We start from the raw sequence: 14,241 nt of genomic DNA on the forward strand, positions 1-14,241 counted from the left end.
GCGATCTGGAGTCGTCCGTGTCCGTACGAAGGACCGGACGAGTGTGCGGGCACGCTACCGCACCGGGCCGACGGCCGTCCGGACCGGACGCGCGCAGCGCGCGGACCGAAAGCGGTTCGTAACCCAGGTCCCCGGTTACGTAAACTGTGCGTCGTGACCGACAAGAACCAGCGCCCCGTGAGCAGCCATGCCGGGGACGACGCAGCCACCCTCCCGACGACCTACGCCCCGGCGGAGGTAGAGGGCGAGCTGTACGAGCGCTGGGTGGAGCGCGGTTACTTCACGGCCGACGCCAAGAGCGAGAAGCCGCCGTACACCATCGTCATCCCGCCGCCGAACGTCACCGGTGCCCTGCACCTGGGCCACGCCTTCCAGCACACGCTGATGGACGCGCTGACCCGCCGCAAGCGCATGCAGGGCTACGAGACGCTCTGGCTGCCCGGCATGGACCACGCCGGCATCGCCACCCAGAACAAGGTGGAGCAGCAGCTCGCCGAGTCCGGCCTCTCCCGCCACGACCTGGGCCGCGAGGCCTTCGTCGAGAAGGTCTGGGAGTGGAAGGAGAACTACGGCGGCAGGATCCTCGGCCAGATGCGCCGTCTCGGCGACGGCGTCGACTGGTCCCGCGAGCGCTTCACCATGGACGAGGGCCTCTCGCAGGCCGTCCAGACCATCTTCAAGCGCCTCTTCGACGACGGCCTGATCTACCGGGCCGAGCGCATCATCAACTGGTGCCCGCGCTGCCTCACCGCGCTCTCCGACATCGAGGTGGAGCACGAGGAGGTCCCCGGCGAGCTGGTCTCGATCCGCTACGGGGAGGGCGACGACTCGATCGTCGTCGCCACCACCCGCGCCGAGACGATGCTCGGTGACACCGCCGTCGCCGTCCACCCGGAGGACGAGCGCTACAGGCACCTGGTCGGCCGGACCATCAAGCTGCCGCTGACGGACCGGGAGATCCCGGTCGTCGCCGACGAGCACGTCGACCCGGAGTTCGGCACCGGCGCCGTCAAGGTGACGCCGGCGCACGACCCGAACGACTTCGCCATCGGCCAGCGCCACAACCTGCCGAACCTGAGCGTGATGGACGAGCACGGCGCGATCACCGTGCACGGCCCGTTCCTCGGCCTGGACCGGCTGGAGGCCCGCTCGGCCGTGGTCGGCGCGCTGCGCGAGCAGGGCCGGATCGTCGCCGAGAAGCGCCCGTACATGCACGCCGTCGGCCACTGCTCGCGCTGCCACACCGTGGTCGAGCCGCGCCTGTCGCTGCAGTGGTGGGTCAAGGTCGCCCCGCTGGCCCAGGCCGCCGGCGACGCCGTCCGCGACGGCAAGGTGGAGGTCCACCCGAAGGAGCTGGAGCGCCGCTACTTCGACTGGGTCGACAACATGTACGACTGGTGCATCTCGCGCCAGCTCTGGTGGGGCCACCGGATCCCGGTCTGGTACGGCCCGGACGGCGAGGTCGTCTGCGTCGGCCCCGACGAGCAGCCGCCGACCGGTGAGGGCTGGCACCAGGACCCGGACGTCCTGGACACCTGGTTCTCCTCCGGCCTCTGGCCCTTCTCCACCCTCGGCTGGCCGGAGAAGACCCCGGACCTGGCGAAGTTCTACCCGACCGACGTCCTCCTCACCGGCCACGACATCATCTTCTTCTGGGTCGCCCGGATGATGATGTTCGGCCTGTACGCGATGGACGGTCAGGCGCCGTTCAAGACCGTTGCCCTGACCGGCCTGGTCCGCGACGAGTTCGGCAAGAAGATGTCGAAGTCCTCCGGCACCGCCGTGGACCCGCTGGACTGGATGGACGCCTACGGCGCCGACGCCGTCCGCTTCACCCTGGCCCGTGGCGCCAACCCCGGCGCCGACGTGCCGATCGGCGAGGACTGGGTCAAGGGCTCACGCAACTTCTGCAACAAGATCTGGAACGCGACCCGCTTCGCGCTGATGAACGGCGCCACCGTCGAGGGCCCGCTGCCCGCGCCGGAGGAGCTGACCGCGGTCGACCGCTGGATCCTGTCGCGGCTGAACGCCACCGTCGCCGAGGTGGACGCGCTGTACGACGACTACGAGTTCGCCAAGGTCTCGGACGCGCTCTACCACTTCGCCTGGGACGAGGTGTTCGACTGGTACGTCGAGCTCTCCAAGACCGCCCTGGCCAAGGGCGGCGCGCAGGCCGACGCCTCCCGCCGGATCCTGGGCGAGGTCCTGGACGTCACGCTGCGACTGCTCCACCCGGTCGTCCCGTTCGTCACCGACACGCTGTGGACGACGCTCACCGGCGCCGAGTCCCTGGTGGTCACCGAGTGGCCCAAGGACAGCGGCTTCCGGGACGCCGAGGCCGAGGCCGAGGTCGCCACGCTCCAGCAGGTGGTCACCGAGGTCCGCCGGTTCCGCTCGGACCAGGGCCTGCAGCCCGCGCAGAAGGTCCCCGCCCGGCTCGGCCTGGACGGCACCGTGCTGGCCGTCCACGAGGACGCGATCCGCTCGCTGCTGCGCCTGACCCTGCCCGAGGACGGCTTCACGGCCACCGCCTCGCTCCCGGTCGCCGGCGCCACGGTGGCGCTGGACCTCTCCGGCACCATCGACGTCGCGGCCGAGCGCAAGCGCCTGGCCAAGGACCTCGCGGCCGCCGAGAAGGAGAAGGCCCAGACCACCGCCAAGCTCGGCAACGAGGCGTTCCTCGCCAAGGCGCCGGACGACGTGGTCGCCAAGATCCGGGTCCGCCAGGAGGCCGCCGAGGCCGACATCGCCCGGATCACCGCTCAGCTCGCGGTGCTGCCGCAGGCCTGACGGACCGCAGCTCCCGAGGGGCCGCATCCCGCCGACGCGGGGTGCGGCCCCTCGGCGTTTCCGGGGCGGCCCGCGGCGGTGCCCCGTGGCGACGGCCCTTTCCACGGTTCCTGCCCCGAATAGCGCACGGCCATTGCTCTGTTCCGGCGAATATTCATCCTGGACCGGGTGAAGTCCTATTCCGCCCGAATTCATTCCGGTCTTGCCCGCGCGGGTTCGCGGAAGTTAGCAGGTGGGATGTGTACGGTGTGCAGGAGTTCCGCTGAGCCGACGGCACCGAACGGGAGGGCATGGCGTGGTGGTGACCAAGGAGTTGGCCGACGAACTGCCTGCTGAGGCGGTCGAGGAGGCCAAAGCCCGGGCGGCGACGCTGCTGCTCGCGTTCCGGCACGGAAACCAGTTGGCGTTCGACGAAGAGCTGGACCGGATTTTCGAGGAACACGCGCACCGCGAGGTCACCACCCTGCTCACCTGGATCGCCGCCGAGGCGGTCCGCAAGGCGTACGCGCCCGAGGTCGGCGACCGGGTGCTGCGCGCCATGGCCCGCCGTGCGCCGGCCGACACCGGAGCGGTGGACGTGGACGAGGAGACCGCCGACGCGGCCCGGCTGATCGAGGCCGTCGCCGGCGGCCGGGTCACCGAGGTCCGCGGGCTGGTGGCGGCCACCGCCGACACCACCTTCCTGCTCGGCGGTCTGCTCCAGGGCGTCGCCATGATGCTGCCGTTCCTGCCCGAGGGCGAGCTCGCCGAGATCGCCGCCGAGCTGCGCCGCCGGCACTGCGGCCCCTGTCCGGAGATCCCCGAGGCCCGGGCGGGGGTCTGACACCCCGGTACCCGGCCCCCGGGCGCCGGTTACGGCATCGCGTGCAGGTGCGAGCCGATGGTGCCGGCGATCCCGCCGCCCGCCTTGGCGTCCCAGTTGGTCGACCAGGTCATCGCCCCGCCGATCCCGGGCCAGGTGGTGTCGGGCCTGAAGCTCCCGCAGTTGGTGCCGGAGGCCAGGCAGTCGAGCGCGTTGTCGACCACGCCGGGGCTGACGTAGCCGCCGCCCGCCGCGCTGGTGGAGGCCGGCACGCCGAGCCCGACCTGGTCGGGCCGCAGCCCGCCCTTGAGCTGGATGCAAGCCAGCGCGGTCAGGAAGTTCTCGGTGCCCTGCCCGTAGACCTGGCCGTCGCAGCCGAGCATCGTGCCGGAGTTGTAGTACTGCATGTTGACGATGGTGAGGATGTCCTTCACGTTCAGCGCCAGCTTGAAGTACTCCGTCCCGGGCGACTGCATGTCGATGGTCTGCGGCGCCATGGTGAGGACGAACCCGCTGCCCGCCCTTGCCGCCAGCGTGTGCAGCGCCTGGCCCAGGTAGGTGGCGCTGACCCCGTTCTCCAGGTCGATGTCGAGCCCGTCGAAGCCGTAGCTCTGCATCAGCGCCCAGGCCGTGTCGGCGAAGGTGGTGGCGGAGGCGGAGCTGTTGACGGAGACGGTGCCGTTCTGGCCCCCGATGGAGAGCACCACCTTCTTGCCGGCCGCCTTCTTGGCCGCGATGTCGGCCTTGAACTGGGCGTCGGTGTAGCCGCCCAGCCGGGAGGAGAGCGTGCTGTCCAGTGTGAAGCTCAGGCCCCCGGGCGCGCTGGTGGCGTCCGCGAAGGAGACCGCGATGACGTCGTAGGCGGCCGGGACGTCGCTGATCCGCTGGACGGTGGCGCCGTTGTCGAAGTTCTGCCAGTAGCCGGTGAGGATGTGCTTGGGCAGGCCCGGCGGCCGGCCGGTCGGGGTGGCGGTGGGGGACGCCGTTCCGGTCGGCGAGGCGGTCGCGGTGGTGGTCGCGGTGGTGGTCGCGGTGGTGGTCGCCGTCGGGGTGGGGGTCGGGGAGGTGGAGCTGGGGGAGGGCTTCGGGTCGCCCGGGCCGATCAGTGACACGTCGTCGGCCAGGAAGGCCGGCTGCCCGTACCAGCCGTGCAGGTAGACGGTGACGCTGGTGGTGCCCGCCCCGGTGGTGAAGGTGGTGCTCAGCCTGGAGTACCCGGTCGAGGTGGTCCAGGTGCTGGGGTCGGTCCCGCCGGTGCCTCGGGCGCCAAGGTAGACGTAGGAGCCCTGGACCCAGCCGCTCAGCGTGTACGTCGAGGACGGTTTCACGGAGACGGTCTGGACGCACTCGCCGGTGTCGCCGGCGCCCGGGGTGGAGCGCAGCGCGAACGAGCCGGAGTGGACGGTGGCGGCCTCGGGTGCGCCGGCGGAGCAGGTCCAGCCGGTGAGGTGGTTGCCGGACTCGAAGCCGCCGTTGGTGATCAGGTCGATGTCGGCGGCCTGGGCGCCGGCGCCGCCGGCGAGGGCGAGGCCGCTCAGGCCCAGCGCGATCGCGCCGGCCCCGGCGAGCAGGCTGTGGACGGCGCGCGGGCGCGCGTGTCGGGCAGGTGGCATGACTCCATCTCCTGTGGGGGGAGGCCGGGCGGCCCGGGTGTCCCGCGTGCGCGGGGAGCCGTCCGGGTGTCGATGGGTGCGCGTGCGGGAGCTACCGACAACTCAAGTCCCTGTCGGGAGAGGAGACTTGCCTCACAAGGTGGAGTAGACCAATCCGGCTGTCAAGAGGACCGGCCATCCGGGCCGGCCACTCAGGCGGCGAGCAGCTCCGCCGGCTCCCCGGCGAGCCGCGCCGTCGGCCGGGCGATCCGGGCCGAGGCGAGCCCGTCCCCGTGCGGGCTCGGGGCGGCCGCCAGCCGGGCGAGCCGTTCGGGGGAGTCGGCCAGCCAGGCGCGGGCCGACTCGCCCAGCTCGCAGCCCCTCCTGGGACACCTGCACCTCGGTGACGTGCGTCAACCGTCAACCGGCCAGGCGCAGTTCGAGACCGGACTCGCAGTCCTCCAGCAGCGCCCGCTCCGGCCGGGGCGGCCCTCGCGACCCTCCTCGGCGGTGGGCGAGTCCAGTGCGGAGAGCCGGACGAACTGGCCGTTGCCGCCGAGGCCGACGCTTCCGGTGCGCCGGCGCAGCGGCTGCATCCCGGCGTTGTTGGCCCGGGACTCGATGTCCTGCATCCGCACCAGGGCGCGGGCCGGCGCGTCGGCGAGGCGGCCGCGCCCGGGCAGCGGCCGCTCGTCGTCGGCATTGCGCATCCGGACGCCGATCTGCACGGCGCCGGTGTCCGGGCGGCCCATGGCCATGTCGGTGCAGACCGTCTCCAGGGTGCCGGGGTCGAGCTGCCCGTCGGCGTCGAACACGCCGATCACCACCCGGGAGCGGTCGGCAGTGTCGGGCAGCCTGTCGGAGATGGCCCGGTAGGCGGCGTTGAGTGCGGCGCCCTTGCCGGTCCGGGCGTGCGGGGAGCCGGCCCAGTAGGGGCAGGAAGCGTCCGAACACGAAGACCATGTAGGCGAGGAGCGCCAGGGAGAGCAGCTCGGCGGCCCGGACCAAGCCGTCCTGGCAGGCCAGGACGTACTGGTGCAGGGCGTCGGGCATGAGGCGGTCCTCCTGGTGATCAAAGGTAATGCGGCTCCTGGGCTTGCGAATCGATGATTCTTTGCGATCAAACTCGCTAAATCAATAGCAAACGGACTAAATCGGAAAGTAAGGGCAAAGTGGCCGTTCTCGCTCGGCCGCGGCTTCGGGGCGCCCTGTGGGGAGCGTCGGCCGCGGCTCCGTAGACTGTGGACGTGAGCGACAAGGCCGACCCGAACCCGTACACCCTCCGCCCCGCCGACGCCGGCACCGGCGACGCCCTGCGCGACGTCGAGACCGAGCTCTCCAAGCGCTGGCCGGAGAACAAGCTGGAGCCCTCGCTCGACCGGATCGAGGCGCTGATGGACATCCTGGGCCAGCCCCAGCGGTCCTTCCCCTCCATCCACGTCACCGGCACCAACGGCAAGACCTCCACCGCCCGGATGATCGAGCAGCTGCTCAACACCTTCGAGCTGCGCACCGGCCGCTACACCAGCCCGCACGTGGAGTCCGTCACCGAGCGGATCAGCCTGGACGGCGTCCCGATCAGCCCCGAGCTGTTCGTCGAGGTGTACCGCGACATCGAGCCGTACGTGCAGATGGTCGACACGCAGCAGCCGGTCCCGATGTCCTTCTTCGAGGTGCTGACCGGCATGGCGTACGCCGCCTTCGCCGACGCCCCGGTGGACGTGGGCGTGATCGAGGTCGGCATGGGCGGCTCCTGGGACGCCACCAACGTGATCGACGCCGCCGTCGCGGTGATCACCCCGATCGGCCTGGACCACACCGACAAGCTGGGCGGGACCACCGGCGAGATCGCGGTCGAGAAGTCCGGGATCATCAAGACCGGCTCCGTCGCCGTCGTCGCCCAGCAGCAGCTGGACGCCGCCCAGACCATCCTGCGGCGCGCCGTCGAGGTGGACGCCACGGTGGCCCGCGAGGGCATGGAGTTCGGCGTGATCCGCCGTGAGGTCGCCATCGGCGGCCAGCTGATGACACTGCGTGGGCTCGGCGGCGAGGAGTACGAGGACGTCTTCGTCCCGCTGCACGGCGCCCACCAGGCGCAGAACGCCGCGCTGGCGCTGGCCGCCGTCGAGGCCTTCTTCGGCGTCGGCGGCGCGCGCGGCGGGCAGCTCGACGTCGACAAGGTCCGCCAGGCCTTCTCCGGCGTCGCCTCGCCGGGCCGGCTGGAGGTCGTGCGCCGCAGCCCGACGATCCTCCTGGATGCCGCGCACAACCCGAACGGCGCCCAGGCCACCGTCGCCGCGATCGGCGAGGCCTTCGGCTTCACCCGGCTCGTCGGCGTGATCGGCACCAGCGGCGACAAGGACGTGGCCGGCCTGCTGGAGGCCTTCGAGCCGATCCTGGCCGAGGTCGTGATCACCCAGAACTCCACCCACCGCGCGATGGACGTGGACGCGCTGGCCGCCCTGGCCGTCGAGGTCTTCGGCGAGGACCGCGTCCAGGTCGAGCCCCGGCTCGACGACGCCATCGCCGCCGCCGTCACCCTCGCCGAGGAGGAGGGCGACCTCGGTGGCGCCGGGGTACTGGTCACCGGCTCGGTCATCACGGTGGGCGAGGCCCGCCTGCTCCTCGGGAGGAAGTCACGATGAGGACGCTCTGCTCCTCGACCCTGATCGGCGAGGCGTTGCTGATCATGTTCGCCGCCCTGGTCGCCATGCAGCTCTCCGACGTCCCCACCGCCACCGTCTGGACGGTCAGCGGTATCGCCATGGCGCTCTGCGTCCTGCTCTGCGGCATGATCACCCGCCCCGGCGCGGTGGCGATCGGCTGGGCGCTGCAGCTCGGCCTGATCGCCAGCGGCTTCGTCCTGCCGACCATGTTCGGCCTGGGCGTGGTCTTCGCCGGCCTCTGGTGGTGCTCGGTGCACTACGGCCGCAGGATCGACGAGTTCAAGGCCGCCCGCGCCGCCGCCCAGGCGGCACCTGCGGCGTAGGTCCAGCCGGTCGGTCCTGCCGGGCGCGCGACGCAGGATCGACCGGACGGGACGCGGGGTCCTGTCGGCCGGGCAGGACCCCGGACCAGGCGGCGGCGTGCCTGCTCACGCAAGGTAACCTCTGCGGTAGTCGCACTCCGCGCATCGATCCGAGTGCATGCCGAACCGATTCCCCAGGAGACGCACCGTGTCCCAGCGCACTCTCGTCCTGCTCAAGCCCGACGCCGTCAAGCGCGGCCTGGCCGGCGAGATCATCAGCCGCATCGAGCGCAAGGCCGGCTGGCAGCTCACCGCCGTCGAGCTGCGCACCTTCGACCGGGCGACGCTGGAGCAGCACTACGCGGAGCACGTCGGCCGTCCGTTCTACGAGCCGCTGCTGGAGTTCATGACCTCCGGTCCGTCGATCGCCCTGATCGTCGAGGGCGAGGAGGTCATCCCCGGCATCCGGATGCTGGCCGGGGCCACCAACCCGCTGGAGGCCGGCGCCGGCACCATCCGCGGCGACTACGCGACGATCACCCGCGAGAACCTGATCCACGCCTCCGACTCCCCGGAGTCCGCCGAGCGCGAGATCAAGATCTTCTTCCCGGCCCACGCGTAAGCACCGCCCCGGGCGACACGCCCGAGGGACCTTCGGGTGCCCCGGCCTGGACCATTGGCCCGGCCGGGGCATTCTTATCGTGAAATAGGGAACTGGGGTCGCCGACACGGCGTCCCAATGCTCGGAGAAGCGATCACGCTCCGGACAATGGACGGTATGCCCCACGTCGATGTCCGTACTGGCCGGCGTGACTACGATGGACGCGACTCTAGGGCCCGGTACGGCTGGTCAGCTGGTTTCCGCCCAAGCCGTGGGCGCACGCTTCTCGTCCACCCCCGCTAATGACTCCGAGCCCGGGAAGGCACCTACACCCCATGGCAACCAACCTGTCGTTCATCGGCCGCGACCTGGCGATCGACCTCGGAACCGCCAACACGCTGGTGTATGTCAGGGGCAAGGGGATCGTCCTCAACGAGCCGTCCGTCGTCGCGGTCAACACCAACACCGGCGGCATCCTGGCGGTCGGCGCCGAGGCCAAGAAGATGATCGGCCGCACCCCGGGCAACATCGTCGCCATCCGCCCGCTCAAGGACGGCGTGATCGCCGACTTCGAGATCACCGAGCGGATGCTCCGCTACTTCATCCTCAAGATCCACCGCCGCCGCTACCTGGCCCGCCCCCGGGTCGTGGTCTGCGTGCCCTCCGGCATCACCGGAGTCGAGCGCCGTGCCGTCATCGAGGCGTCCTCGCAGGCCGGCGCGCGCCAGGTGCACATCATCGAGGAGCCGATGGCCGCCGCGATCGGCGCCGGCCTGCCCGTCCACGAGGCCACCGGCAACATGGTCGTCGACATCGGCGGCGGCACCACCGAGGTCGCCGTCATCTCGCTCGGCGGCATCGTCACCGCGCAGTCCATCCGGGTCGCCGGCGACGAGCTGGACAACGCCATCGTCCAGCACATCAAGAAGGAGTACTCGCTGCTCCTGGGCGAGCGCAGTGCCGAGCAGATCAAGATGAGCATCGGCTCCGCCTTCGCCCTGGAGGGCGAGAAGGACGAGCACGCCGAGATCCGCGGCCGCGACCTGGTCAGCGGCCTGCCCAAGACCGTCGTGATCTCCGCCGCAGAGGTCCGCGAGGCCATCGACGAGCCGGTCAACTCGATCATCGACGCCGTCAAGACCACCCTCGACCAGTGCCCGCCCGAGCTGGCCGGCGACGTCATGGACCGCGGCATCGTGCTCACCGGCGGCGGCGCCCTGCTGCGCGGCCTGGACGAGCGGCTGCGCCGCGAGACCGGCATGCCGATCCACATCGCCGAGAACCCGCTCGACTCGGTCGCCCTCGGCTCCGGCAAGTGCGTCGAGGAGTTCGAGGCGCTCCAGCAGGTACTCGACGCCCAGCCGCGCCGTTAGCACAACCGACAGACCGTCACACCGGACAGCCAAACTGAAACGGCCCCCGCCCGGGCCCCACAGCCCGGGTGGGCGGCCAGGTACGAAGGGGCAGTACCAGCACCGTGAGGGACACACGAGAGAGCCGGCTGCTGCTCATCCTGCTGGTGGCCGTCGCCTTCGCACTGATCACCGTGGACATCAAGGGCGGTGAGAGCTCCCCGCTCGGCGGCGCCCGGCGCGCCGCGGCCGGCGTCCTCGGCCCGGCCGAGCGCGGCGCCGCCACCGTCGTCGACCCGGTCGCCGACACCGTCCGCGCCTTCCGCGACGCCGCCACCCACAGCGGCCGCACCGACCAGCTCGCCCGCGAGAACACCGAGCTGCGCCAGAAACTGGCCTCCTCCGACGCGGCCGGCGCCCGCACCAAGCAGCTCGACGACCTGCTGCGCACCGCCGGCGCCGGCGGATACACCGTCAAGGCCGCCCAGGTCATCGCGATCGGCCCGGCCCAGGGCTTCTCCTGGACCATCACCGTCGACGCCGGCAGCGACGACGGCCTGACCCGGGACATGACCGTGATCAACGGGCAGGGCCTGGTCGGCCGGATCACCACCGTCGCCCCGACCACCTCCACCGTGCTGCTCGCCTCCGACCCCGGCTTCAGCGCCGGCGCCCGGCTGGAGGGCACCGGCGAGATCGGCTTCGCCTCCGGCGGCGGCACCAGCGTCATGAAGGTCTCCCTGCTCAACGGCAGGGCCCAGGTGAAGGAGGGCGACCGGCTGGTCACCTTCGGCTCCCAGAGCGGCCGCCCGTTCGTGCCCGGCGTCCCGGTCGGCAAGGTCGTCCAGGTCGAGGCCAACCCCGGCCAGCTCACCAAGACCATCCTGGTCGAGCCCTTCGTCCAGTTCACCCGGCTCGACCTGGTCGGCGTGGTGGTGGTGCCGCCGCGCACCGACCCGCGCGACGCCGTCCTGCCGCCCGCGCCCGCCGCACAGGGCCAGGCACCCGCGGCGCCCGCCGCCCCGGCGGTACCGGCCGCCGCCGCACCGCCCGCCAAGCCCTCCGGGGGGAACTGAGCCATGCGCCTCGCCCGCGTCCCCGTCACCGCGGTCCTCGTCCTGCTCGGCCTGATCCTCCAGGTCAGCGTCTTCGGCCGGCTCCAGCTCCCGGGCGCCACCCCGGACATACTGCTGCTCGTGGTGGTCGGCCTGGCCATGGTCTACGGGCCGACCGGCGGCTGCCTGGTCGGCTTCGCGGCCGGCCTGCTGGCCGACCTCGCGCCGCCGTCCGACCACGCCATCGGCCGATACGCCCTGGTGCTCTGCCTGATGGGCTACGCCGCCGGGCTGCTCCGCCCGGACCACGGCCGGCAGCGCTCGGTCTCCAGCGCGCTGCTGGTGGTGGCCGTCGCGGCGGTCGCCTCGACGCTGCTGTACGCGATGGTCGGCGCCCTGGTCGGCGACACCGCCGCCCGCCACGTCGGCCTCGGCAGCCTGGTGGTCACCGCCCTCCTGTACGACCTGCTGTTGGCGCCGTTCGTGGTGCCCGCGGTGATGCTGATCGGGCGCCGCTTCGGGAAGGACCCGGTGGCCGCCGCCGCCGGGGACGACGAGGGCGGCCCGGGGCTCGGCACGCTCTCGCGCTACCGCACCACCCGTGAGGCGTCGTCCGGGCCGAGCTACAAGAAGAAGCGCTCGCTCGGCTTCGCCAAGCGCCCGTAACACCGGCGCCCGCGACACCCCGCGCCCGCGACACCCGGCGCCCGCAAGACCCCGACCCACTTGTCCGGACCCCCGCACTCTGGAGCGCACGAGACGTGAGCAACATCCCCGAGACCGGCCGTACCCGGCGGGTGACGATCCGTCTGGTGGTGCTGCAGATCCTGGTGCTGTCGCTGCTCGCCACCCTCGGCGGACGGCTCTGGTACCTGCAGATCCGCAACGCCAGCGTCTACACCGCCAAGGCGACCGGCAACCACATCCGCGAGGTGGTCGAGCCGGCCGTGCGCGGCGAGATCCTGGACGCCTCCGGCCGCATCCTGGCCGGCAACGAGACCCGCCTGGTGGTCTCGGTCAGCCGCACCTCGCTGCTCCAGCAGAAGGACGGCGGCAAGGCGGTGCTGGGCCGGCTCGCCGAGGTGCTCGGCATGCCGGCCAAGGACGTCCAGGAGAAGGTCCGGCTCTGCGACGCCAAGACCCAGCAGCCCTGCTGGAACGGGTCGCCGTACCAGCCGATCCCGGTCACCAAGGAGGCGACCACCCAGCAGGCGCTGCAGATAATGGAGCGCCGCGAGGACTTCCCCGGGGTGACCGCGCAGCCCACCGCCGTACGCCACTACACCGGCGTCGAGGGCGCCAACATGGCCCAGGTGCTCGGCTACCTCTCGCCGGTGACCGACGAGGAGGTCTCCAAGACCGCCGACAAGAGCGGCCTGGACCGCTACCTGCCGGCCGACCAGATCGGCCGGGCCGGGCTGGAGTCGGTGTACGACCGCGACCTGCGCGGCACCGCCGGCATCACCAAGCTGGAGGTCGACAACCTCGGCCGGGTGATCGGCACCGCCGGCGCGGTCGAGCCGCAGACCGGCAACAACCTGGTGACCAGCATCGACGCCCGGGTGCAGAAGGTCGTCGAGGACAACCTGGCGCAGGCGATGAACGACGCCCGCAAGACCTTCGACAAGGTGACCAACCGCAACTACGAGGCCGACTCCGGCGCCGCCGTCGTGATGGACGTGCACACCGGTCGGATCGTCGCGATGGCCAGCGCCCCGACCTACGACCCCAACCTCTGGCAGGGCGGCATCTCCGGCAAGGACTACCAGGCGCTGACCAGCAAGGAGTCCAACTTCCCGCTGCTGAACCGGGCCATACAGGGTCAGTCGGCCCCCGGCTCGACCTTCAAGGTCATCTCCACCACCGCCGCCGTGCAGGCCGGCTACTCGCTGGACGGGACGTACCCGTGCCCGAAGAGCCTGACCATCGGCGGCCGTGAGTTCAAGAACTTCGAGAGCGAGAACTTCGGCTCGATCACGCTGGAGAAGGCCCTGGAGGTCTCCTGCGACACCGTCTTCTACGGTCTGGCGTACGACCAGTGGATGAAGGACGGCGGCATCAAGCCGAAGAAGGAGACGGCGGACTGGTTCTACAAGACCGCCCACCAGTTCGGCCTCGGCGCCAAGACCGGCATCGACCTGCCCAGCGAGGTCACCGGCCGGGTGCCGGACCGGCAGTGGAAGCAGTCCTTCTACGACAACAACAAGGACGCCTGGTGCAAGCAGGCGGAGAAGGGCGGCAACACCTTCTCCGACCAGATCGCCCGGGAGAACTGCGTCGACGGCTACCAGATGCGCGCCGGTGACTCGGTCAACTTCGCGATCGGTCAGGGCGACACACTCGTCACCCCGATCCAGATGGCCCGGATCTACTCGGCGCTCGCCAACGGCGGCACCTTCTACCGGCCGACCGTCGCCAAGGCGGTGATAAGCCCGAGCGGGGATCTCGTCCGCGAGATCGCCCCGCACGAGGACGCCAAGTTCCCCGGCGACCAGAAGCTGCTGAGCTACATCGACCAGGCCACCGCGGGCGTCGTCACCAGCGGTACCGCCGCGTGGAAGTTCACCGGCGCCGGGTGGCCGCAGGGCAAGATCGAGCTGCACGCCAAGACCGGCACCGCCGAGGTCGAGGGCAAGCAGACCACCTCGTGGCTGACCACCTACAGCGGCGACTACGCGGTCGTGATGACGATAAGCCAGGGCGGCACCGGTTCCGGCGGTTCCGGTGATGCGATCCGGCGGATCTACCAGTCGCTGTACGGCGTGGACGACAAGGGCAACGTCGACGGCGGCAAGGCGCTGCTGCCCAAGCCGCAGGCCGAGCTGCCGAAGTTCAACCCGGACGGCACCGCCATCATCAAGCCGGCTGCGTACTCCGCGGCCGGTCCGGGCGACGCGGGCGTGACCGGCAGCTCGCCGAGGGTCTTCCTGGACCCGGCACAGCCGTCCGGCCCGACGACCCTGTTCACCGCGGCGGACACGGCGCTCGAACCGGTCCGGAGCACGAGAAGGAGCCGGGCATGAGCGAGCGGGTCGTTGAAGGGCGCGCGTGGGCGGACGCCCCGGCCGGGCGAAGCGAGGC

General features: G+C 71.4%; 11 protein-coding genes. 9 read left to right on the top strand and 2 right to left on the bottom strand.

Annotated elements, in window-relative coordinates; genetic code table 11:
• Positions 1-153 precede the first annotated feature (153 nt).
• A complete protein-coding gene (locus tag OG286_RS26445; RefSeq protein WP_396323165.1) occupies positions 154-2,790 on the top strand; it encodes a valine--tRNA ligase in 2,637 nt (878 codons plus the stop codon).
• A 295-nt stretch (positions 2,791-3,085) separates the two neighbouring features.
• Complete coding sequence (locus OG286_RS26450) at positions 3,086-3,613, top strand: hypothetical protein (RefSeq protein WP_396323166.1); 528 nt, start codon at positions 3,086-3,088, stop codon at positions 3,611-3,613.
• Between the two features lie 29 nt (positions 3,614-3,642).
• Here the strand turns inward: OG286_RS26450 and OG286_RS26455 are convergent, their stop codons facing one another.
• Positions 3,643-5,205, bottom strand: a complete 1,563-nt coding sequence (locus OG286_RS26455) for a chitinase (protein WP_405365814.1) — start codon at positions 5,203-5,205, stop codon at positions 3,643-3,645.
• A 392-nt stretch (positions 5,206-5,597) separates the two neighbouring features.
• On the bottom strand, positions 5,598-5,999 hold the full coding sequence (locus tag OG286_RS26460; RefSeq protein WP_405365815.1) for a hypothetical protein: 402 nt from the start codon (positions 5,997-5,999) through the stop codon (positions 5,598-5,600).
• A 432-nt stretch (positions 6,000-6,431) separates the two neighbouring features.
• Between OG286_RS26460 and OG286_RS26465 the strand changes: the two genes are divergently transcribed.
• The 7 genes from OG286_RS26465 (at position 6,432) to mrdA (ending at position 14,183) form a co-directional block, all read left to right on the top strand.
• Complete coding sequence (locus tag OG286_RS26465; RefSeq protein ID WP_396323169.1) at positions 6,432-7,829, top strand: bifunctional folylpolyglutamate synthase/dihydrofolate synthase; 1,398 nt, start codon at positions 6,432-6,434, stop codon at positions 7,827-7,829.
• Positions 7,826-8,173 carry a DUF4233 domain-containing protein gene (locus OG286_RS26470; protein ID WP_396323170.1) on the top strand — a complete coding sequence of 116 codons (348 nt, stop codon included), beginning with the start codon at positions 7,826-7,828 and terminating at the stop codon, positions 8,171-8,173. The genes OG286_RS26465 and OG286_RS26470 overlap by 4 nt, the downstream gene beginning before the upstream one ends.
• A 187-nt stretch (positions 8,174-8,360) precedes the next feature.
• Complete coding sequence (gene ndk / locus OG286_RS26475; RefSeq protein ID WP_396323171.1) at positions 8,361-8,774, top strand: nucleoside-diphosphate kinase; 414 nt, start codon at positions 8,361-8,363, stop codon at positions 8,772-8,774.
• A 326-nt stretch (positions 8,775-9,100) separates the two neighbouring features.
• The gene (locus OG286_RS26480; RefSeq protein WP_305067939.1) at positions 9,101-10,126 is read left to right on the top strand and encodes a rod shape-determining protein; all 1,026 of its coding nucleotides are present in this window, start codon (positions 9,101-9,103) and stop codon (positions 10,124-10,126) included.
• Between the two features lie 104 nt (positions 10,127-10,230).
• On the top strand, positions 10,231-11,181 hold the full coding sequence (gene mreC / locus OG286_RS26485; protein ID WP_396323172.1) for a rod shape-determining protein MreC: 951 nt from the start codon (positions 10,231-10,233) through the stop codon (positions 11,179-11,181).
• A 3-nt stretch (positions 11,182-11,184) separates the two neighbouring features.
• Positions 11,185-11,826 carry a rod shape-determining protein MreD gene (mreD, locus tag OG286_RS26490; RefSeq protein ID WP_396323173.1) on the top strand — a complete coding sequence of 214 codons (642 nt, stop codon included), beginning with the start codon at positions 11,185-11,187 and terminating at the stop codon, positions 11,824-11,826.
• A gap of 95 nt (positions 11,827-11,921) precedes the next feature.
• On the top strand, positions 11,922-14,183 hold the full coding sequence (gene mrdA, locus OG286_RS26495; protein WP_396323174.1) for a penicillin-binding protein 2: 2,262 nt from the start codon (positions 11,922-11,924) through the stop codon (positions 14,181-14,183).
• Positions 14,184-14,241 lie beyond the last annotated feature (58 nt).

It is taken from the genome of Kitasatospora sp. NBC_00039, assembly GCF_045160625.1.
In the GTDB taxonomy this organism is placed as follows: Bacteria; Actinomycetota; Actinomycetes; order Streptomycetales; family Streptomycetaceae; genus Kitasatospora.

Bases quoted from the DNA above. Each gene is read 5' to 3' on its own strand.
- mreD (WP_396323173.1), top strand. From the start codon at position 11,185: ATGCGCCTCGCCCGCGTCCCCGTCACCGCGGTCCTCGTCCTGCTCGGC.
- OG286_RS26470 (WP_396323170.1), top strand. From the start codon at position 7,826: ATGAGGACGCTCTGCTCCTCGACCCTGATCGGCGAGGCGTTGCTGATC.
- OG286_RS26455 (WP_405365814.1), bottom strand. From the start codon at position 5,205: ATGCCACCTGCCCGACACGCGCGCCCGCGCGCCGTCCACAGCCTGCTC.